The sequence below is a fragment of the Acidimicrobiales bacterium genome (assembly GCA_035316325.1).
Taxonomy (GTDB): domain Bacteria; phylum Actinomycetota; class Acidimicrobiia; order Acidimicrobiales; family VFJN01; genus DASXTK01.
In genome coordinates this window covers 1-20,993 of record DATHJB010000084.1, presented here as the reverse complement: position 1 = coordinate 20,993, position 20,993 = coordinate 1, and the positions used below count along the sequence as shown (strand labels likewise).

Genomic DNA, 20,993 nt, shown 5'->3' with positions numbered 1-20,993 from the left:
GCTCAGCCGGTCGCCGACGCAGCGGCCTCGAACACGTCGACGAACTCGCCCGTCAACGGCACGAACATACCGTCCCTGACTTGGGTGAACAGCACAGACGTGTTGAACAAACGCAGGTCAGGGATCAGCGTCTGGGGCTCGGTGAACGACACGGGGGGAAGCAGGCCGCTGTCGTAGTCCTCGAGCTGGTCGAGCGCGGCGGTCACGGACGCCGCGTCGATGGTGTCCAGTCCCGTGGCGACCTCGGCGAACAGGTGGACGCTGGCCCAGCTGTTCTCGGACAGGTCCTGCTTGGGTGCGTCGGGGTCGAGGGCATCCATCGCCTCGGCGAACTGCTGCACGGCGGGGTCGTCGGTATCCGTGGGGGGCTTCATCCAGCCCACGGCGTAGACACCTTCGATGTCGTCCCCGAAGCCCTGCGAGAGGGCGTCCAGGACCGTGTTGCTCGACGCGATGACCGGGACTTCGGAGCCCGACTGTCGCAGGGCGCTCACGAAGTTGACGAGGTCCTGGGGAAGCATCACCGCCAGGATCGAGTCCGTGTCGTCGGCGGTGGCGGCCGCGACGTAGGACGACATGTCCGGCGCCTGGGGCGGCACCTCCACCTCGTTGACGACGTCCGCGCCGGTGGCGGCAAGACCCATGTCGGCCAGCGCCACCGCTTCGGCGAGGGCGTCCTGGTTGATCCGGACCACGCTCGGCCGCTCGAGCTCCAGCTCGCCCACCAGCACACCCTGCCCGATGAGCAGCCCCGGGGTCCCCGACACGAGCGGGTAGGTCACCTCCGACGCGTAGTCGGCCTCGGAGACCGGGAAGTGTCCGATCGACGGGATCCCGGCCTCCTCCACGACGGGCAGGAACCCGGGCGACACCTGGGACGCGGCGGAGACGAGGGCGACCGCGCCGTCGCCGACGAGCTCGCGGGCGCACTGTGACGCGGCGTTGAGGTCCGCCCGAGTGTCGCACTCGCGGATCTCGATCGGGCGACCGTTGACGCCTCCGTCGGCGTTGATCACCTCGGCCGCCGCCTCTGCTCCGGCGAGGGCCGTCGGGAGGTTCGGCGATGGCGGAGACGCCAGCTCACCGTCCGAGATCAGCCCTAGGACGATCGGCTCGCCGGTGAGGCCGCCATCGCCGGCACCGGCCGACCCAGCCTCGTCGCCATCGTCACCACAACCCACGGCGATCACTGCCGCCAGCAGCACCCCGGTGCCGATGCTGGGCCACGTTCGTCTCATGTTTCCCCCTGTCAGGCGACCTTTCGCTGGGAAGCTACGCCGATTCAACCAAGATGTCAATGAGTGACGCTTGTCTGTCAGTGTCATAGACTTTCCCTGTTGGCTAGCTGTAGGTAGCTCCTTATCGTCATCTACTGACATGATTTGCGCCCCGCCTCGGCGGCACGGCGCCCGACTCAACGGAGATCAGATGCAGATCGGCAACTGGCGCACGACATCCGAGCTCAACGAGATCTACCGAGATGCTCTCGACCTCGGACTCACCGAGAACATCGCCGAGCTGGAGGCATTCGGCTTCACCGTCGTGCCCCCGGAGAAGGTGGCCTCGCCCGAGCTCAACGATCGGCTGCGTACGGCGGTCCTGGAAACCCACGAGCGACGCACCGGCCACCGCATCACCGACCTGTCGAGCGACGACGGCGTGAAGGGTGGCGACGCGGGGCCCGGCCAGCAGCCCTACCAGCTGCACTCACAGATGGTCTACGAGGACCGGGCGTTCGAGGAGGCGCTCCTCGACCCAGCGGTCTTCACCATCGCCCGGTACCTGTGCGGGGCAAGCGTGCTGCTCTCGGACCTGTCCGCGGGCATCAAGGGGCCGCACGACGACCTGGTGCAGCACCTCCACATCGATCAGTCGAACATCCCGCCTCCGCTGCCCACCTACGCGCAGCTCGCCAACGTCACCTGGGCCCTCACCGACTACACCGCCGAGAACGGGCCCGTGGCCATCGTCCCCGGGTCGCACCGCTGGGGCCGGGGCCCGATGGGTCACGAGAAGGACTTCCTCGCAGAGAGTGCGCCTGTGAAGCCGATCCCCGTCGAGGCGCCGGCGGGATCGCTGATCGTCTGGCCGGGGACGACGTGGCACGCGACGTTCCCGCGGACCGCGCCGGGCCTGCGCCTCAACCTCATCCTGGTGTTCTGCCGCAACTACATGAGGACGATCCAGGACTTCCGCCGCATCTCGCCGTGCCCGCCCGAGATCATCGAGCGGAACCCGCCGGAGTTCGGCCGGCTCCTCGGTCTCCACCACCCGTTCCCCTACGACGGCGCCACCCCGCCGGCGCCGGACGAGATCGCAGCGATGACGCGCTCGGGCCGCAACCAGTGGGCCTGAGCGGTCCGTGACCGCCCGGGCCCACCGGAACGACGAGGGGCGTCACCCCCCTCGTCAGGTTGCGGCGGCGCGGCGGGCTTTGGCCGGGGCGGCGGCTTGTGCGGTCGAGCGCTCGGCGTACGTGACGGGCGGAGCGTCGCGCCAGTCCGGGACACCGTCATCGACCGTTGCGATGGGGAGCCCGTCCTCGTGGATCTCCGCCCAGTGGGAGTGGTTCAGCTGGTGCAGCGAGAAGCACGCCTGCAGCGAGTTGTGGAACCCCATGTTGTCGACGGTCTGATTGACGGCCTCCTTGACCAGCAGCGCGGCCATCGTGGGCATCGCCGCGATCCGGCGGGCGAACGCCAGGGTCCGCTCGGTCAGCTCGTCCCGGGGGAACACCTTGCTCACCATGCCAAGGGCGTAGGCATCGTCCACGCTCAGCGCGTCTCCGGTGAGCAGCAGCTCCTTGGCCTTGCGAGGCCCGAACTCCCACGGGTGCCCGAAGTATTCGGTGCCACACATCCCAAGGCGGGCACCGACGACGTCGACGAAGAAGGCGTCCTCGGACGCCACGATCAGGTCACAGCACCACATGAGCATGAGCCCGGCGGCGTACACCTCACCGTTGACCTGGGCGATGGTGATCTTGCGCAGATTGCGCCATCGGCGGGTGTTCTCGAAGAAGTAGTGCCACTCCTGGAGCATCCTGGCCTCCGCACCCTTCCGGGTGCCTCCGTTGATCCCCCAGGTCGCGCTCCCCTCCGGGTCGGTGAGCCGCCGTTCCAGCTCCGAGGGGCTCAGGTCGTGGCCGGACGAGAACATCGTGCCTGTCCCCCCGAGGATGACGACCCGCACCGCATCGTCGGCCTCGGCCCTCAGGAAGGCGTCGTCGAGCTCGAGGAGGAGCTGGCGGTTCTGCGCGTTGCGGGTCTCGGGTCGGTTGAGCAGGATCCGGACGATTGCGCCGTCGTCAAGCGCCTCGTAGAGCAGGTGCCGGTACTCGCCGGCCTTGGTTGTCGTCATGCGGCCCTCCGGGGGTCGGTGGTGATCTGTGAACAGTCGGCCGGGGCGGTCAGCCGACACTGCGGGCCTCGTTCACCCAGTGCGGTTCGCGCAGGACTCGTTTGAGGACCTTGCCGGACGGGTTGCGGGGCAGCTCGTCGACCAGGTCGACCGATCGTGGACACTTGAACCCGGCAAGCCGGTCCCGGCACCACGCGATCACCGCGCTCTCGGTGACGGAGAGCCCCGGGCGGACGACCACCACGGCCTTGACCGTCTCGCCCCATCTCTCGTCGGGCACACCGATGACCGCGGCATCTGCGATCTCGGGCATCCGGAACAGGACGTCCTCGACCTCCCGCGGGTACACGTTCTCGCCGCCCGAGACGATCATGTCCTTGACCCGGTCTGAGACGTAGAGGTACCCGTCCTCGTCGAGGTGGCCGGCATCGCCGGTGTGCATCCAGCCGTCGCGCAGGGCGTCGGCGGTGGCGTCGGGCATGTTCCAGTAGCCCCGCATCGTCTGGGGTCCGGACACGAGGATCTCGCCCTTCTCCCCTGGGCCGGTGTCCCGGTCGAGGTCGTCGACCACCCGGACCCGCGTTCCGACGGCCGGTCGTCCGCAGGACAGGAGCAGCTCGGGCCGGCCGGCGAGGGCCAGGCGGTGGTCGTCCGGCCCGAGCAACGTGACGACCGATGAGCACTCCGTCATGCCGGTGGCCTGGACGAAGTCGCAGCCGAACACTTGGATCGCCTGCCGGAGAGTCTCCTCGGCGATCGGCGAGGCTCCGTACGCGATGCGCTCGAGGCTGAGGAAGGCGCGATCCCCCACCTCAGGGACACCGACGAGCATCGCCTGGATCATCGCGGGGACGAACGTCGCCGTGGCGACGCCGCGCTCGTCCATCGTCTGGACGCAATCGGCGGCATCGAAGCCCGGCCGGAGGAGGATGGTGCCGCCCGAGGCCACCACCGAGAAGCACTGGACCGCGGCGCCGGCGTGGTAGAGGGGCATCACGATCAGGGCCCGGGAGCCCGGCCGGAGCCCGAGGACGATCTGGGTCTGGCGGATGTTGCTGTCCACTGCCCGGTGCGTGAGCACGGCGCCCTTCGGCCGGCCGGTCGTGCCGCTCGTGTACATCTGGTAGAGATCGGCGGTCTCGTCGACGCGATGATCGGTCGTCTCACCGGTCGCGGACCCGACGACCTGGTCGAAGGCGAGCCAGCCACGCCCCGACTCGCCGAGCGCGACGAATCGCCCGACCCCATCCAGCCCTGGGCGCACGCTGTCCAGGGCCGCTGTGTAGCGCGACTCGGCGATCACCGCCCTTGCGCCCGCGTCGTTGACGATGTGGACCCACTCCCGGGGGTGCAGCCGGTAGTTGAGCGGCACGGGGACCACTCCCGCCTTGAACGCCCCGAAGTACAGCGGCAGATACTCCACGCGGTTCTCGGAGAGAACGGCGAGACGGTCGCCCGGCACCAGGCCGAGAGACGCCAGCGCCTCGGCGACCCGATCGCTCCGAGCGTTCACCTCGGCGTAGGTCCAGACGCCATCGTCGTCCTCGATGCAGGCCGTGGATGGCGTCACTCGGGCCCAGTACTCCAGGTAGTCGTGGACCAGCACGTCAGTCTCCGGCCTCCAAGATCTGCAGCCACCGCGCTTCGGCGGCCGAACGGTCGGCGCCGGGTTCGGCGACCCGGCGGAGCTCGACCTTGTTGACCTTGCCGAGGGTCGAGCGAGGGAGCTCGCGGACGCAGTAGACGGCCCGGGGCACCTTGAAGGGCGCCAGCTCGGCCGTGCACGCCTCGATCAGCGCCTGCGCCAGGCCGTCGTCCGCCCGGCGGGCGACGACGAAGGCGACGGGAACCTCGTCGAGCTTGTCGTCGGGGCGGGAGACCACAGCGGCTTCGACGACAGAGCCGGTGGCGATCAGCACACGCTCGACCTCGGAGGCGGCGACGTTCTCGGCGCCGACCCGCAGCACGTCCTTCGCCCGGTCGGCGAAGCTCAGGTAGCCGTCGGGGTGGACGGTGACGAGGTCGCCGGTGCGGAACCAACCCCGCTCGTCGAAAGCGTCGGCCGTCGCCTGCGGCTGGTTGAGGTACTCGGCGAACAGTGAGAGACCCCGGACGCCCTTGACCAGCAGGTGACCCGTCTCCCCGACGTCGACCGGCGTCGCCCCGTCGTCGCCCACGACGGCGATGCGATACTCGGGGGCCGGGCGTCCCATCGACATCGGCCGGTCCGGCGTGTACGGGCTGCCGACGACGCCGTGCGAGATCGTCTCGGTCATCGCCCACCAGCCGATCGTCTTGACGCCGTAGGCCGCGTCGAGAGGCGTGTCGCACAACGCGCCTCCGAACAGCCGGTAGTGGTGGCCCCAGGGAGCGTCACCATCGGCGAGCACCCGGGACGACAACCCCATCAATGACAGCCACGTGCAGCGGTGGCGGAGGGACACGTCCCAGAAGCGGCTGGTCGACCACTTGGGTACGAGCACGAACCGGGCCCCGACCCACAAGCTGGCCAGCATCGAGAAGGCCAGCCCGTTCGTGTGGAACAGCGGGTGGTACACGAGGTGGCAGTCATCCGGGTGGAGGTCCTCGTGGACGGCGTTGACCCGGGCGCCCCAGAGCGCGTTGGCGTGGGTCCACAGCACGCCCTTGGGTCTCGAGGTCGTCCCGGAGGTGTACTGCACGCTCATCGGGGCGAGCGGATCGACGGGTCGCGCTGGGAGGTCGTCCGGATCACCGGCCAGAGCGTCGAACGAGTCCGGGTCACCCCCCACCCCCACCGGCGCTCCCCCGTCGTCATCTGTCATGCACTGCCAGCGCAACCACGGCGCGCTCGCGGAGACGAGCTCTGCGAACTTCGGCTGGGTGATGGCGCCAACGGCCTCGCAGTCCTCCGCGAAGTAGGCCAGTTCGGCGCCGGCCGAACGGGCGTTGGTGGTGACGGCGACCGCCCCCACGGCGGCGCAGGCGAACCACGCGATCACGAACTCGGGGCAGTTCTCGAGATGTACGAGCACCCTGTCGCCAGGATTCACACCCCGCCGGACCAGCCCGGATCCGACGCTTGCTGCCGCCCGGTGGAGCTCGGCGTATGTCCAGGTCCGCTCGCCGCCGGTTGCGTAAGGCTGCCAGACGAGGAAGGGGCGGTCGCCGGTTCGCCTGGCGCGCTCGGAGAGGAGCCTCCACACGTCGAGACCGACGAACGGGTGCAGCCTGTCGTTGAGCTCGAGCAAGGTTCGGCCTCCGTTCAACTGTCGGACCCCCTACACACATCACGTCACTCAGCGACAAGTGTCGCTGAGTGACTACACTTTCGGGCATGGCTCCAGATGTCAACCCAGACGCCACCGAAGGGCAGCCACCGTCGCTGCCCACCATCGACGAGTTCCGTGCCGAGGCGCGGGCGTGGCTCTCGCAACGGGTGCCGTTGCGGCGCCAGCGGGCCACGAACTGGGGCGAGGGGTCGGATCGGGTGCCGGTGTTCCACAACGTGTCGGTCGAGGAAGAGCGCAAGGTCATCGACGACCTCCGGGCCTGGAAGCGTCAGCGGTTCGACGCTGGCTACGGGCCGCTGAGCTGGCCGCCGGAGTACGGCGGACGATCGCTCCCCCCGGTCTATGAGCTCGCCTTCAGCGAGGAGGAGGCGGCGTTCGACGTGCCGCCCGTGCACGAGGCGGTCGGCATCACCACCGAGCTGATCGCGCCCACCATCCGAGAGTGGGGGACCGCCGAGCAGCGGAACCGATTCTTGATGCCGATGCTCCGGACCGACGAGCTGTGGTGCCAGCTGTACTCCGAGCCCGGCGCTGGCTCGGACCTGGCCGCCATCAGGACGAGGGCCGACTTCGACGGCGAGCAGTGGACGATCAACGGCCAGAAGGTCTGGACCTCGGGCGCCCAGCACGCATCGTGGGGGTATCTGATCGCCCGCTCAGATCCCAGCCTGCCGAAGCACAGGGGCCTCACCGCGTTCCTCCTCCCGATGGACGCCCCCGGCGTCGAGGTCCGTCCCCTGCGCCAGATGTCCGGTGGCTCATCGTTCAACGAGGTGTTCTTCACCGACGTCCGCCTCGCGGACACCGCCCGCCTCGGGGAGCGCAACGGTGGTTGGAGCGTCGCCATGACCACGCTCGGGTTCGAGCGCGTGGCGGGGAGCGGCGAGGGCGGCGACCTCATCGGCCGGTTCCAGGCCGCCCTCGGCCTGTCCCGCCACTTCGGCCGCGACCGTGACCCGGTCGTCCGCCAGCAGCTGGCGGCCGTCTACATGTACGGACGGCTGGCCGAGTTGAACAGTGAGCGGGCCAGGCAAGCGTGGAGCGCGGGAGCGACTCCAGGGCCCGAGGGCTCGATCAGCAAGCTGTTCCACGCCAACGGGCTCGCGTCGGTCACCAGGCTCGTGTCGCTGCTCCTCGGCCCCCGCCTGGCCGCCGACACCGGCGAGTGGGGCACGTTCGCCTGGGCCGAGCACGTGACGGGCGCTCCGGGGAACCGCATCGCCGGTGGTACCGATGAGGTGCAGCGGACGATCATCGGCGAGCGGATCCTTGGGCTCGCGCCGGAGCCCAAGGTCGACCGGGACGTTCCCTTCCAGCAGGCTGCGGCCCGCTGACCCTGTCCGGTGGTTCAGGCCGGGATCTCGATCCCGGCCTGAACCCGGTCCCAGGTGGCCGGCGTGATCCCGACCTTCCGCAGCATGACCTTCTGGATGCGGTCGGTCGGGGTCTTCGGGAGAGCGGGGACGAACTCGACATAGCGAGGGACCATGAACCGCGGCATGATCGGGACGAGGAACTCGATCAGCTCGATCTCGCTCAGCCGGGACTCCGGCCGGCGCACGACGACCACCTTGACCTCGTCCTCGTTGAGCTCGGACGGGACCGCGACCGCCGCCGCTTCCTGGACCTCCGGGTGGCTGCTGACGATGCCCTCGACTTCGAAGCTAGAGATGTTCTCGCCCCGCCTGCGGATGGCGTCCTTGATCCGGTCGAGGAAGTAGAAGTTGCCTTCGGCGTCGCGCCGGAAGGCGTCGCCGGTGTGGAACCAGCCGTTGCGCCAGGCCCGCGCCGTCGCCTCGGGCATGCCGAGGTAGCCCGCGTTGAGCGTCCACGGTTCATCGCTTCGGACGATGAGTTCGCCGACTTCGCCGACGGGGACTTCGCAGTCGTGTTCGTCGACTATGCGAACCTCGAAGCCGGGCCTGAGCCGCCCACAGCTCGCGTGGTTGGCGTTGGTGACGTCCCCGCCGTCCGAGGCGATCACGGGTGCGAGCTCGGTCATGGCGTAGGCGGTGCCGGCCTTGAGCCCGAAGCGGGCGCAGAAGGCCTCGACGTCGGGGAGGACCGGTGCCATCAACGCATAGCGCAGCGGTGAGTCAGCGTCGTCGGGCTTCGGATCGCGCGCGCTCATGAGCTGCGCGATGGCGGCGACCATGACCGTGATCGTGCACCGGTGCGCCTCGATGTCATCCAGGAAGGCGGTCGCGCTGAACCGGTCACGGATCACGACCCGGCCGTTGACGAGGGCCATCAGGTACGGCATGGCCTTCGCTCCCATGTGGTAGGTGACGACCGGTAGGTAGAAGCAGTCGTCCTCGCCGAACGCACCGGGCGGGAAGGCACCGACCGCCAACTGGTGGAGCTGACCCCAGGGCATCATGACGCCCTTCGACGGTCCGGTCGTGCCCGACGTGTAGACGATCGAGGCGATGTCCCACACGTTCGGCGCCTCGAGGTCGCAGGCGGGGCCACCGCCGCTGAGGAACTGCTCCGCGGTCATCAACTCGAACGATGAGGCCGGCAGCGAGCCGTCCGCGTCGAGCACGACCAGGGTGGGCTTCGCGTCGAGGTCGGCGGCGACGGCCTCGAACCTGTCGAGGAAGCGGGCCTCTACCAGCACGACACTCGCCCCGGAGTTGGTGAGGGCGTGGACCAGCATCGGCCCGCGGTAGTCGGTGTTGATGGGTGTCTCCACGGCCCGCAGCCAGGAGAGCCCGAGCCACGAGAAGTAGAACTCGAACCTGATCGAGGACATCGTCACGACGGTGTCGCCGGCGTGGACGCCGAGCCGCTGGTACGCGCCGGCCCATCGCTGCGCGCCCCCGTGCAGCTCCGAGTAGGTCAGCCGTTCACCGTCGACGTGCTCGATCAGCACACGGTCGGGGTGCTCCCGGGCCCGCTGCGCGACGAGGCTGGGCATGATCAGCGTGCGGTCGAGCAAGGCTCAGCCCTCCACCTGCTGGAAGATCACGGCCGCACCGAGCGCGGCAGCCGATGGTACGACGAGATGTCCGCTCGGTGAGGTCGTCGGCGCGAACCCATTGGTTCGTAGCAGCTGCTCCGTTGCCGCCAGGTCACCGACGCTGACCGCGTAGGCGACAAGTGCGGCCAGGGCGGGTGGGTGCTCACCGCCCAGGTCGGGTGGGTGCTCACCGGGGAGCAGCGCTTCGAGGTCGCTGGCGGCCACGAGTGTCAGCCTGCTGTCGTCGAGCTGGAACACCCGTGCGGACCCCGATTCACGAGCGGTCCGAGCGAGGTAGGTCTCATAGCGACGCTCGACCGAGGCCAGCTCGTAGTCCGCGACGCAGAGGATGGTGTCGACGAGGTCGAGCGCTCCGTTGGGGTGATCGACCGACCGGAGATCGTGCAGGGATTCCGTCTCGGCCACGGCGAGGATCGCCTCGGCGCCGGCGGGCCCGCTCGAGATCTCGAGGTGGCGGACCGTCTCGATGCGAGGACCGTCGTCGGTGTCGACGGGGCGTTGCGTCGTGTTGACGCCGCTGTGGTCGACGTGGGCGGAGGTGAGCCGGTCGGCGATCGCGTCGATGTCCGGGGTGGCGAACACGAGCCGGTGCAGCCCCTCGAACCGCGCGAGACAGGACACGAAGCGGTCGACGGTCTCGTTGATGACCTCCGTCACCTTCGCCAGGTGGTCGGCGGGGACCTGAAGTGGCACGAGGTTGGCGTCCCCGGGGATCCGGACTCCGTCGGTGACGACCGTGACGAGCTCGACGAAGTTGCGGCGCAGGTAGGCATGGGTGTTCCCGGCACCGAACGGCTCCAGGTCACCACTGTCCTGCGGCAGCGCCGGGTACGACGGAGGTTCGAGAGCGAAGCCGAGCCGGCGGTACACGGCGAGGGCATCTTCCATGTCGTGCACGACGAGCCCGACGTGATGCAGGTTGCGGATGTCATCGCTCATGTCGAGGGTCTTCTCCATGGGGGTCTGTCGAATGGGGGACGCATCAAGCGCTGGTGCCGAACGTCAGGCCGGTGGCCGACCGGGTCGGGGCTGGGTTGCTGATGACGTCGACCGACCTGCCGAATGCCATGGCAGCCCGCTCGGGTGGCACGTAGGGGGGCCATCCCTCGGCGGGGATCCCCGTGGCTGCGAAGGCGATCCAGGCGTCCTGGAGGGCGCTGCCCAGCTCATGGACCTCCTCGTCGTCGGCACCGGCCAACATTGGGGAGCGGGTCCAGTTCTCGGGGTTGTTGAACACGAACGGCAGCTCGACCGTGTGGGCGGCGCCGAGCCGCCCGCCGAACGCGGGCGATCGCCAGGTGAACCAGGCAAGGTATGCGGGACGACCGGCGGCAGCACGCCGCTCGGCCAGCTCGATGCTCGGCACCGCCCCCTCCTCGCTGAGCAGTGTGCAGAGGACCTCCGGTGCGGTCCTGCCCGCCTCCCGGGCCGTGTACGACTCGAAGACGCGCAGGCCCTCGTCTCCCCAGGTGGCCTCGACCTGGGCCAGCACGGTGAGCTGGTCCTGCTCGAAGAACGTCTCGTCGAAGGCGAAGACGAATCCCATCTCCTCGGCATTGACGCCGATCAGTAGGTCGCCGGCGTCCATGGCACCGCGCCGGGCTGCGGCGACCGGATCCTCGGGAAGGACGTCGCCGTCGACCACCGGCCGGAAGGGCGCCATCGACGACGGTTGCAGCCGCGGATCACCGCCGACTGCGACCGCGGCCTGCAGCAGCGTCTTCTCCTGAGCTTCCAGGATCCGGTCGGCGGGAAGGTCGAGCAAGGCGTCGACGCTGTCGTGAGGGATGCCCGCGGCGGCGAGGAAGACGTCGGTGACCGCGGTGGCCTCGTCGAGCGTGTGGGCCGGCAGCTGGAGACCGCTGCTCCACACGATCGCCCGCTGGAACAGCCCGGAGGCGCGGGGCATTGCGTGGAGCGCCACGACCGAGAGCCCGCCCGCGGACTGGCCGGCGACCGTTACCCGTGCGGGGTCGCCGCCGAAGGCGGCGATGTTGTCGCAGACCCACTCCAGGGCCATGCACTGGTCCTGAAGGCCGAGATTGGCTGCCGGCCCGCCTGCGCCGGTGCTCGTCGGCAGGTACAGGTAGCCGAGTGCGCCGAGCCGGTAGTTGACGGTGACGACAACCATCCCGCCTCGCCTGGCCATGACCGAGCCGTCGTACCACGATGCAGAACCCGCTCCGAACATGTACCCGCCGCCGTGGAGCCACACGAGCACCGGGAGCTGCGCCCCGCTGGCCGGTGCCGGGGTCCAGACGTTGAGCGTGAGGCAATCCTCGCTGTAGCCAGGCACGTCCATCGGCCCCATCACGACCTCGGCCCGCGACGGCGGCTGCATCGGCGCCGGCCCAGGTTCCTCGGTCGGGCGCACGCCGTCCCAGGCTGGGGGCCGCTCCGGCGGCAAGAACCGCCGGGGCCCGACCGGTGGCGACGCGTAGGGCACGCCGCGGAAGGACCCGATGCCGTCGCGCCATCGCCCGCGCACCACACCGGCCTCGGTCCGGATGTCACAGCTGGCCGAGCGTTTGGTCAACGCGAGCTCTCCTCGTCGGTGTGGTGGGAGTTTGACGGTAGACCGACCCGACCATAGTGTCAATTAGCGACATAAGTCAGTGAGCGCCGCTATTTCCGGCAAGGAGACGCATGGACGGCCGTCAGGTGGAGTTCGCAGGAGACGAGTGGTTCGACCTGTTCCGGCGGCGGCTCCACGAGGTGATCCCCGCCATGGGCTCGGCGCTGGAGGGCGTGACCTTCTCGATCTGCGAGATCGCAACCGACCCACCCGAGCACCTCGCCGATCCCGGTACCAACCGGGTGGCGTGGTGGTTCCGCATCGACGGGCCGACGGTCGAGGTAGGCCGTGGTGCGCGCGACGACGTGGCCAACCGTTCCGAGGGCGACTACTCGGCCGTTCTGACCGCGGCCCGGACCGTGTACGCCGACGACCCTCGGACGCTTGACAAGCAGCGGCGACGGCGGAGCTCGGCCGTGAGGCGGGGGCGAGCCACCCCCCTGGTGGTGCCGCCCGAGCTGGAGGAGACGCTCCTTGAGCTGCACGACTTCCTCGCCCGCCGCACCTGCTGAGGCGCAGACGCGGGAAGACAAGTCATGACACTCGTTGCCAGTTATGCTGTCGCCGTGGCCGAAGGTGGATTGCGTGAGCGGAAGAAGGCGAAGACGCGGGCGCTGATCGTGGAAGCCGCGACGCCGATGTTCATCGAGCGCGCGTTCGACGACGTCACGCTCGACGAGGTCGCCGCCGCCTGCGAGGTCTCGGTCCGGACGGTGCTGCGCCACTTCGAGACCAAGGAGGCCTTGGCGCTCTCCGAGGAGATCGATGCCCTCGAGCGCTTCAAGGCCGGCTTGGCCAGGCGCTCCGGCGGCGTCCTCTCCTACTGGCGGTATTACGTCGGCATGATAAGCGCCGAGTTCGCCGCCCGGGAGGACTGGCATCGGAGCCGGTTCGCGATCCTGCGCGAGCCAGCGGTCCGCGCCGAGTACGTCCGCATTCAGCGTGAGATACAGCGACTCCTCGCCGCCGCACTTGCCGAGGAGTCGTCCGGCGACCCGTTCGCACCGGAGATGCTCGCCGCGTCGCTCAGTGCCGGCAACGAAGCCGTCATGGCGGACTGGCTGAGGGACAGCCGCCCCTTTGAGCCCCACGCTCTGCTCGAGGTCATCGACTACGCGTGCGATATCTTCGCCGACCGACTCAAACCGACTTCGTAATGAACGACGAGATGTGCCCGAGGGTTTCCGCCGGCGCCTCGAGGTGAGGGGCGTGCCCCACGCCCTCGAGCACGACCGTGCGGACGGGTCCGGCGACCTCTCGCTCGATCGCCCGTAGGTGCGCCAGGGTCCCGTAGCGGTCGTCGGTCCCCTGGACGACGAGCACCGGGCTCTCGATCCGAGGGAGCATCTCCTCGATGCTCCAGTCGCGGAACGCTGGATCGAGCCAGGCCTCGCTCCACCCCCAGAACGTCGCGGCCGGATCGGCATGGTGCCGCCGCATGCGCTCGGGCATGTCGGTCGTCCGGAAGGCCTCCTGCGCGGCTCGGATGCCCCGGATCGTGCGGTCCTCGACCGACACGTGTGGGGCGAGCAGGACGAGCCCGGCCACCGGGAACCCCCCGCCGGCGTGGATCAGAGCGATGGAGGCCCCGTCGCTGTGGCCGATCAGCACCGGGCGGTGCACGCTCAGCCGGTCGAGGATCTCGGGCAGGACGTTGAGGGCCTCGTCGTGCATATAGCTGACAGGCCGAGGCCGGCGGACCGGAGCGGAGCGGCCGTACCCGTGCCGGGAGTACACGAGCGTGCGGGGCCCGCCCACCGCGGCCCGCACGGCGTCGGGGAACTCCCGCCACAGGCGGAGCGACCCCAGGCCCTCGTGGAGGAACACGAGCGCCGGTCCTCCCGGGGCGCCCGGCACCGGTTCGTCCACGCGGTATTCGATGTCTCCGCCTGCGACACGGATGACGGACGGCAATGCGCTCTCAGCTCGAGGGCTCACTGCCGACGACGCTCACGAAACTGACGCAGTCTCCCGGCTGGCCGCCCAGGTTCTGGGTCAGAGCCAGCTTCCGGTCACCGGCCGTCACCGATGCGATCTGGCGGTCACCGGCCTCGCCGCGCAGCTGCGCCCAACACTCGAAGAGCATCCGCAGTCCCGAGGCACCGATCGGGTGGCCGAAGCTCTTGAGGCCCCCGTCGGGGTTGACCGGAAGGTCCCCGTCAAGATCGAACGTGCCGGCCAGCACCTCCTTCCAGGCAAAACCTCGGGGGGCGAAGCCGAGGTCCTCCATGAGCACCAGCTCGGTGGGCGTGAAGCAGTCGTGCACCTCGGCCATGGCCAGCTCGGCCCGGGGATCCTCGATGCCCGCCTGGGCGTAGGCCTCTGCCGACGAACGCACGACCTCCGTGAAGCTGGTGTAGTCGTACGTCGAGTCCGTCTGGCCAGCCGCGGGGCCGGCGACGAACGACAGCGCCTTCACGTAGATGGGCCGGTCGGTGTAACGGTGCGCGTCCTCGGCCCGGCACACGATGGCGGCCGCCCCACCGTCGCTCACGCCGGAGCAGTCGAAGACGCCGAGCGGGCCGGCGACGATCGGGGCGTTGCAGATCACGTCTTTGGCCACCTCCTTGCGGAACTGGGCCCGTGAGTTGAGCGCCCCGTTGCGGTGGTTCTTCCAGGCGATCCGGGTGAGGACATCCTTCATCTCGGCCTCGTCGACGCCGTACTTCTTGGCGTACGCGGGGGCGAGCAGCGAGAACATCGCCGGGGCGGTGAGCTGGACGGTCGTGCCGTCCGACGGCGGGACCGGCAGGACCAGACCCGAGTACCCGCCGTCCTTGAGCTTCTCGGCTCCGATGGCCATGGCCAGGTCGAAGGCGCCAGAGGCGACTGCATAGCAGGCGTTGCGGAAAGCCTCGGAACCGGTGGCGCACATGTTCTCCAGGCGGGTGACCGGCTTGTAGTCCAGCTTGAGCGGGCGGGACAGCGTCAGCCCGCTGATGCCGGACGACATCGTGCCGAGCCAGAAGGCGTCGACGTCGGCGACCCCGACGCCCGCCGAAGCGGCGGCGTCGGTGGCCGCGTCGATGAGGAGGTCGTCGAGGCTGAGGTCCCAGCGCTCGCCGAAATTCGTGCACGCCATGCCGACGATCGCCACGCGATCCCGGATGCCCTTGGAGCCCATCAGTCCTCTCCTCCGATCGGGTGCGCCGAGCGCACCGGCTTCGCCTTCCAGAAGTAGTTGTGGACGCCGTTCGCCGTGTGCAGCTTGCGGAACGTCATCCGGACCCGCAGACCGATCTCGACCTCGGCCGGATCGAGGTCGGTCAGCTCGCACGAGAACCGTCCCCCGCCGTCGAAGTCGATCACCGCGGCCACCACGGGCGGCGACAGGCTGAACGCCAGTCGGTCGACAGTGAACGTCGCGACCGTGCCAGTGGCGTCGGCCACCCGCTCGGTCGCCATCTCGTCGACCGCCGCGCAGCCGCTGCATACCCGAGCCGGCGGCAGGTGGAGGGTGCCGCAGCCGTGGCACCGCGAGCCGTTGAAGCCGAACTTCCACGCCCCGGCGCGCCGCGAAGGCGGCGCCGCCGGCGGCTCTGGGTCGGGACGGCGCGGGGGCTCGCGGTGGAGTACGTCGCGCCAGGTGAGGAACGCGTTGTACGGGAGGTCGGAGCGGCCGGTCTCCACCTGCGCGGCGACGGTGGCTGCCCCAGTCCGCCAGAGTCGCTCCCGGGCAGCGGCCAGGTCGCCGGTCGCGCGCAGGACCAGGGCGTCGGCGCCGTCCGACAGCGACACCACCAGGATCGTCTCGTCGGGCTCGGCTCGGTCGAGGACGTCGCACAGCGAGATGCCGACTTGGGCCGCCCCGGTGTTGCCGATCCGCCGGGCGAGGTCGGGCGCCAGGGCCTCGTGCCGGGCCCCGATCGTCGAGGCCAGCCGCCGGGTGGCGCGGCCGTGGGGCCCGGCGACGACCACGTGGTCGAGCTCGTCGGCCGCCAGGCCTGCCTCCTTGAGGGCATCGGCGACGACCGCCTCGCCCATCGGCCCGTAGGCGTGCTCGCCGAACCGCTCCTCCCACCGGTCGCTCGACGCCGCTCCCGGCACCCGCCACCGCTCGAGGATCTCCTCGCTCACGTGAGCCCACGCCAGCACCTCGGCGGCGACCGCTTCGGTCCCGAAGAGGAAGGCCGCGGCACCGTCCCCACCGTCCCGCTCGTCGCCGCCGCCGGGGAGCCCGGTGCGTATGTCGGCCATGGTGGCGAGGGCAGGCTCCCCGCGCCGGGACCAGGCGTCGGCGAGCGCCATCGCCCCGGCGGCCGACCGGACGCTGCCGCCGACGTCGAAGGCGGCAGCCGAGGTCGGGAGCCCAAGGGCGGCGTGCAGGGCGGTGGCGTCGTTCTTGTCCAGGTAGGCGGGAGCCGACGTGCTGAGGGTCACCAGTGCCGGGGCGCTGCTCTGCGACAGGACGACGCTGCGGGCTGCCTCGACCGCCATCGATGTCGTGTCCTCGTCGTAGGAGGCCACGGTGCGCTCTCCCCGGCTGGTGGCGATGCCAAGGGCGTCGCCGATCGCCTCGCGCCGCAGGCGCCAGTACGGGAGGTAGGCGCCCCACGCCACGATTCCGTTCGCCATCGGGTGCTCCTTCGGGCTGGGCGAGTTCCACCAAGATTAGACGTCAATGAGTGACAAGTGTCAATTACTGTCGCTACCTGGCAGGGTCGGCGGGGCCAGCTGGTACTGGCAGGTCAGCGTCCGGCCCAGTCCGGGGTCGACGAGCGCGGCCCGGAAGACGTCGGCCCCGAGCACCAGCCCGTCGATCGTGGGCACGGTGCCGCAGAACACGACGAGATCGCCCACCACGTCGGCGAACCGGCGCCGGTAGAAGCCGACCTGGCGGATGAGTGCCAGAGGGCCGCGCTGGTAGTCCCGCCACGCGCCGCAGACCCGCACCTGCGACCTCAGCTCGAGGGTGTCCCAGCGCGCCTCGACGTCGGCGAGCCGCCAGCACTCGCTGGCGATCACCTTGGGGCACGCGGACTTGGCCGCTGCCATCGACGTGCGCTCGAGCACGCGGTCGGTGTGGTCACTGCCCACCGACAGGTACCAGTCGCCTCCGGCCCGGGCCAGGACCGGCTCCACTTCCCCCGACGACCGCGCAGGATCGACCTCGATCCGCCCAGCCGACGTGAGTGCCGAGGCGTCCAGCTCCCACACGGCCGGGACCTCCGCCGGCGGCGGCACGCCGTGGGCCGCCAGCTCGTCGAGGTGGACCTGGACGGCGGCCCGATCGCGACCCGAGTAGCCGACGACAGCCACGGTCGGGTACTCCAGGTCGACCAGCACGCCATCCGGCGAAAGCTTCAGATCCACGTTCGCTCCTTAATGTCAGTGAGTGACATGTGTACACTACTGCCATGAAGCCGGCCCTAGAGTTCTTCCCCGCCGACCGGATCCCGTGGACGCCCGCGGGCGACGGCCGCCGCGAACGCATCCTCAGCCACGATCCGACGTCCGGTGTCGCCTCCCGGATGCTGGAGTTCGGGGAGGGCACCGTGACCGAGGAGACGCTGACCCACGAGTTCTGGGAGGAGGTGTGGATCCTTCGGGGTTCCATCACCGACCTGCGGCTCGGGCAGACCTTCACCGAGGGGATGTACGCCTGCCGTCCGCCGGGGATGCCCCATGGGCCGTGGGAGTCGCCCGATGGCTGCACCACCTTCGAGGTGCGCTACCCCGCCGCGGGAGAGCGCTCGTGACCCGCACCGGAACCAGCTACCTGGACGCCCTCCGGGACGGTCGGCACGTCGTCATCGACGGCGAGACCGTGAAGGACCTGACTTCGCACCCGGCCTTCGCCCGGTCGGCGCGCGCGTTCGCCCGTCTCTACGACGTGGCCCTTGAGGAGCCGGAGGTCATGACGTTCCCGTCGCCGGCCACCGGCGAGCCGGTCAACATGAGCTTCCTCGTGCCCACCACACAGGCGGACCTCGTCGCCCGACGCCGGGCCATGCGCCGCTGGGCCACGGAGAGCTACGGGTTCCTCGGCCGCACGCCCGATCACGTGGCGTCCCTCCTGACCGGCCTCGCCGCCGCGCCCGAGGTCCTCGCCAGAGGGGCGCCCGAGCTGGCCGCGAACGCCACGCGGGTCCACGCCGAGGCCCGGGACCGGGACCTCTACCTGTCCTACGTCATCATCAACCCCCAGAACGACAAGTCCCAGCCTTCCAGCCGGCAGGAGGAGCCCTTCCTCCACGCCGGCATCGCCGAGGAGCGAGACGGTGGGTTCGTCATCCGGGGAGCGAAGATGATCGGGACCTCCGCCGTCTTCTCGGACCTGCTGTTCGTGAGCACCATCCAGCCGATGAGCTCCGAGGACGAGGCGTACGCCTTCAGCTGCGTGGTGCCGATCAACGCCGCCGGGTTGAAGCTGTACTCGCGCCGCTCGTATGAGGCGAACGCGACCAGCACCTACGACCACCCGCTGTCGAGCCGGTTCGACGAGAACGACTGCCTGGTCGTGTTCGACGACGTCTTCGTCCCCTGGGAGAACACCTTCGTGTACCGGGATGTCGAGCTGACGGCCGCCCAGTTCTTCGCCACGCCCGCGCACGTCTACATCAACACCCAGGCCCAGATCCGGTGCTGGACCAAGCTGGAGTTCCTCGCCGGGATCGCCCAGCGGGTCGCCCGCACCAACCAGACGCTCAAGGACCCGCTCGTCGCCGACATCCTCGGGCGCCTTGCGGCGTCCGTGGCGATGATCGAGGCCGGCGTGCTGGCCACCGAGGTCGCGTGCGAACCGCTGCTGGGCGGCGCCGTCCGCCCGAACGCCCGGCTGATGTACGCCACCATGGCTACCGCGGGCCAGACCTACGCCGGCGCCATCGAGGCGCTGCGCACACTATGCGGCGGCGGGGTCATCCAAGTGCCGTCCTCGGTCGCCGACCTGCTGGCCGACGAGCCGGGCGAGGACTTCCGCCGCTACGTGCGCTCACCCGGAGCGCCGGCCGAACAGCGCATCTCGCTGTTCAAGCTCGCCTGGGACGTGATCGGCTCCGAGTTCGCCGGCCGGCACCAGCAGTACGAGCTGTTCTACTCGGGCGGACCCTTCGTCGCCCGGGCCTACGCGAACCGCAACTTCGACTGGGCTCGCGGCGAGCAGCTCGTCGACCGCTGCCTCGCCGAGACGGCCTTCGACGCCCGCGCGGAACCAGCCGACGCGTCGGGCCCGTGACCACGGTCCGTCGGTGGCCGGACCGGGGCCGATGCCCATGACGCGAGGCGGTACCCCGACGACGACGACGACGCTGCGCACCTTCGCCAGCGGCTCGAAGCCGCGCTGACGACCGTACTCAGCGGAGGTCAGCAGCAGCGCAGCAGCCCCGTCGCTCAGCGGGCTGGACTTGCCGGAGGTGACGGTGCCGCCATGGACGAACGCCGGCTCCAGCGCGGCAAGCTTCTCGAGCGTGGTGTCGCGCCGGGGCCCTCGTCGACCGCCACGGTCGACGAGGTCATTCGGGACGTGACATCGATGGGGGACGACCTCGTCGGCGAACCGCCCGGTGTCGATGGCCCCAGCTCCATACGCCCTCGAATCAGGCGGGCCGCACCCGGGGGAACAGGTCGAGCGCGTTGCCGCGGCCCACCCGCTCCAACTGCAGGGCGGACAGGCCCGGGTAACGACGCAGCCCGGCCGCGTTGTCGAGGGCGTGGTGAGCGGGCATGAACGGGAAGTCGCTGCCGAACAGGATGTGACTCGGGTCGACGAGGTCTCCGAGGCAGGCCAGCTGGGTCGGCGTCGCCGACATCGCGACGTCGTAGTAGAGGCGCCGCAACGACCCGAGGAGATCAGCCGGCGGCTTGCCCCGCAGGTCAGGATCGATGGTGGCGGCGTGGGCAATCCGGGGAGCGAGGAACGGGACCGTCCCACCGGCGTGGGACAAGATCAACTTCAACCCCGGATGTCGATCGAGCGTCCCGGAGAACAGGAGGCTCATCACGGCCCGGGTCGTCTCGATCGGGAACTCCGCAACCGAACCCGGCGCGCCGAACAGTGGGCCGGGCTGGGGCGGCAGGACCGGGTGCACGAATACAGGAACCTGCCGGTCCGCGAGCGTGGCCAGCAGCGGCTCGAACTGCGAGTCACCGAGGTATCGGCCCCACGTGCTCGTGTACACGCCGACACCGTCGAGCCCGAGCTGATCGAGGGCGTAGGCCACCTCGCCAAGGGCAGAGGACATCTCGTGCACGGGGATCAGGGCAAAGGCCCCGAAGCGAGTCGGATGCTCGTGGACGACGCCAGCGAGGTGCTCGTTGACCCGCCGGGCCAAGCGGCAGGCGTCCTCACCTGCCGCGTCCGCCAGACCCGGCGAGCTGATCGACAGGATCGCGGTGGCGATGCCCGCCTCGTCCATCACCGCCAGGCTCGCCTCCGGATCCCACGCCGGGAACGACGCACCCTGGACCGGCGCCCGTACGCCCCGCTCGGCGAGAGCGGCGAGATACAGCTCCGGGATGGCGTGATGGTGCACGTCGATGAGACCGATCGAGCTGTCCACCCAGCCATCTTACGTCAATCACTGTCAAATGTCAGTGATTGACTCTAGGCGAGCGGGCACGAGCACCCAGCAACTTCCCCCCTTGATGCCGTTCCGTCGAGATGCCGGCATGCCGGGACCCGCGACGTCCCGCTGCCGGCGAATCGGTGCAGCACAGGGTGTCAAGCATCGCAGCGCCCAGCCGGCTCGCAGGTATGCGGTATACCCCCGAACAGCAAGAGGCGGGCCTTGAGGACCGCCTCTGACCTGGACTTATTCAGCGCGCTCGGAGGGACTCGAACCCCCAACCTTCTGATCCGTAG

General features: G+C 69.8%; 18 protein-coding genes. 6 read left to right on the top strand and 12 right to left on the bottom strand.

Annotation, left to right across the window (positions count from 1 at the left end; genetic code table 11):
- Positions 1 to 2: 2 nt before the first annotated feature.
- Positions 3 to 1,238, bottom strand: coding sequence for an ABC transporter substrate-binding protein (locus VK611_12070; protein HMG42062.1), 1,236 nt, complete (start codon positions 1,236 to 1,238; stop codon positions 3 to 5).
- A 190-nt stretch (positions 1,239 to 1,428) separates the two neighbouring features.
- On the opposite strand from VK611_12070, the gene VK611_12065 reads away from it, so the two are divergent.
- Positions 1,429 to 2,355, top strand: a complete 927-nt coding sequence (locus VK611_12065; protein HMG42061.1) for a phytanoyl-CoA dioxygenase family protein — start codon at positions 1,429 to 1,431, stop codon at positions 2,353 to 2,355.
- 54 nt (positions 2,356 to 2,409) lie between these two features.
- On the opposite strand, the gene VK611_12060 is transcribed toward VK611_12065, so the two are convergent.
- The 3 genes from VK611_12060 to VK611_12050 are packed head-to-tail and all read right to left on the bottom strand — an operon-like array spanning position 2,410 to position 6,545.
- Entirely contained in the window at positions 2,410 to 3,360 is a 951-nt protein-coding gene (locus VK611_12060; protein HMG42060.1) for an enoyl-CoA hydratase, read from the bottom strand.
- Positions 3,361 to 3,409: 49 nt separating this feature from the next.
- On the bottom strand, positions 3,410 to 4,966 hold the full coding sequence (locus VK611_12055) for a long-chain-fatty-acid--CoA ligase (GenBank protein HMG42059.1): 1,557 nt from the start codon (positions 4,964 to 4,966) through the stop codon (positions 3,410 to 3,412).
- Between the two features lies 1 nt (position 4,967).
- Complete coding sequence (locus VK611_12050) at positions 4,968 to 6,545, bottom strand: AMP-binding protein (GenBank protein ID HMG42058.1); 1,578 nt, start codon at positions 6,543 to 6,545, stop codon at positions 4,968 to 4,970.
- 131 nt (positions 6,546 to 6,676) lie between these two features.
- Between VK611_12050 and VK611_12045 the strand changes: the two genes are divergently transcribed.
- Positions 6,677 to 7,966 carry an acyl-CoA dehydrogenase family protein gene (locus tag VK611_12045; protein ID HMG42057.1) on the top strand — a complete coding sequence of 430 codons (1,290 nt, stop codon included), beginning with the start codon at positions 6,677 to 6,679 and terminating at the stop codon, positions 7,964 to 7,966.
- A 14-nt stretch (positions 7,967 to 7,980) separates the two neighbouring features.
- Here the strand turns inward: VK611_12045 and VK611_12040 are convergent, their stop codons facing one another.
- Genes VK611_12040 through VK611_12030 form a run of 3 tightly spaced genes read right to left on the bottom strand, consistent with a single transcriptional unit; the run spans position 7,981 to position 12,151 of the window.
- Positions 7,981 to 9,573 (bottom strand): AMP-binding protein, encoded by a 1,593-nt coding sequence (locus VK611_12040; protein HMG42056.1) that lies wholly within the window; start codon positions 9,571 to 9,573, stop codon positions 7,981 to 7,983.
- A 3-nt stretch (positions 9,574 to 9,576) separates the two neighbouring features.
- Positions 9,577 to 10,554 carry a VOC family protein gene (locus VK611_12035; protein ID HMG42055.1) on the bottom strand — a complete coding sequence of 326 codons (978 nt, stop codon included), beginning with the start codon at positions 10,552 to 10,554 and terminating at the stop codon, positions 9,577 to 9,579.
- A 43-nt stretch (positions 10,555 to 10,597) separates the two neighbouring features.
- Positions 10,598 to 12,151, bottom strand: coding sequence for a carboxylesterase family protein (locus tag VK611_12030; GenBank protein ID HMG42054.1), 1,554 nt, complete (start codon positions 12,149 to 12,151; stop codon positions 10,598 to 10,600).
- A gap of 110 nt (positions 12,152 to 12,261) precedes the next feature.
- Between VK611_12030 and VK611_12025 the strand changes: the two genes are divergently transcribed.
- Positions 12,262 to 12,702, top strand: coding sequence for a hypothetical protein (locus tag VK611_12025; protein HMG42053.1), 441 nt, complete (start codon positions 12,262 to 12,264; stop codon positions 12,700 to 12,702).
- Between the two features lie 54 nt (positions 12,703 to 12,756).
- On the top strand, positions 12,757 to 13,347 hold the full coding sequence (locus VK611_12020; protein HMG42052.1) for a TetR family transcriptional regulator: 591 nt from the start codon (positions 12,757 to 12,759) through the stop codon (positions 13,345 to 13,347).
- Here VK611_12020 and VK611_12015 read toward each other — a convergent pair.
- The 4 genes from VK611_12015 to VK611_12000 are packed head-to-tail and all read right to left on the bottom strand — an operon-like array spanning position 13,331 to position 17,503.
- Positions 13,331 to 14,059, bottom strand: coding sequence for an alpha/beta hydrolase (locus VK611_12015; GenBank protein HMG42051.1), 729 nt, complete (start codon positions 14,057 to 14,059; stop codon positions 13,331 to 13,333). The genes VK611_12020 and VK611_12015 overlap by 17 nt on opposite strands.
- Before the next feature lie 52 nt (positions 14,060 to 14,111).
- On the bottom strand, positions 14,112 to 15,314 hold the full coding sequence (locus VK611_12010; protein HMG42050.1) for an acetyl-CoA acetyltransferase: 1,203 nt from the start codon (positions 15,312 to 15,314) through the stop codon (positions 14,112 to 14,114).
- Positions 15,314 to 16,765, bottom strand: coding sequence for an OB-fold domain-containing protein (locus tag VK611_12005; protein HMG42049.1), 1,452 nt, complete (start codon positions 16,763 to 16,765; stop codon positions 15,314 to 15,316). The genes VK611_12010 and VK611_12005 overlap by 1 nt, the downstream gene beginning before the upstream one ends.
- 60 nt (positions 16,766 to 16,825) lie before the next feature.
- Entirely contained in the window at positions 16,826 to 17,503 is a 678-nt protein-coding gene (locus tag VK611_12000) for a DUF2848 family protein (GenBank protein HMG42048.1), read from the bottom strand.
- 44 nt (positions 17,504 to 17,547) lie between these two features.
- Between VK611_12000 and VK611_11995 the strand changes: the two genes are divergently transcribed.
- Entirely contained in the window at positions 17,548 to 17,889 is a 342-nt protein-coding gene (locus VK611_11995; GenBank protein ID HMG42047.1) for a hypothetical protein, read from the top strand.
- On the top strand, positions 17,886 to 19,367 hold the full coding sequence (locus VK611_11990) for a 4-hydroxyphenylacetate 3-hydroxylase N-terminal domain-containing protein (protein ID HMG42046.1): 1,482 nt from the start codon (positions 17,886 to 17,888) through the stop codon (positions 19,365 to 19,367). The genes VK611_11995 and VK611_11990 overlap by 4 nt, the downstream gene beginning before the upstream one ends.
- 361 nt (positions 19,368 to 19,728) lie before the next feature.
- Here the strand turns inward: VK611_11990 and VK611_11985 are convergent, their stop codons facing one another.
- On the bottom strand, positions 19,729 to 20,691 hold the full coding sequence (locus VK611_11985) for an amidohydrolase family protein (protein HMG42045.1): 963 nt from the start codon (positions 20,689 to 20,691) through the stop codon (positions 19,729 to 19,731).
- Between the last annotated feature and the right edge of the window lie 302 nt (positions 20,692 to 20,993).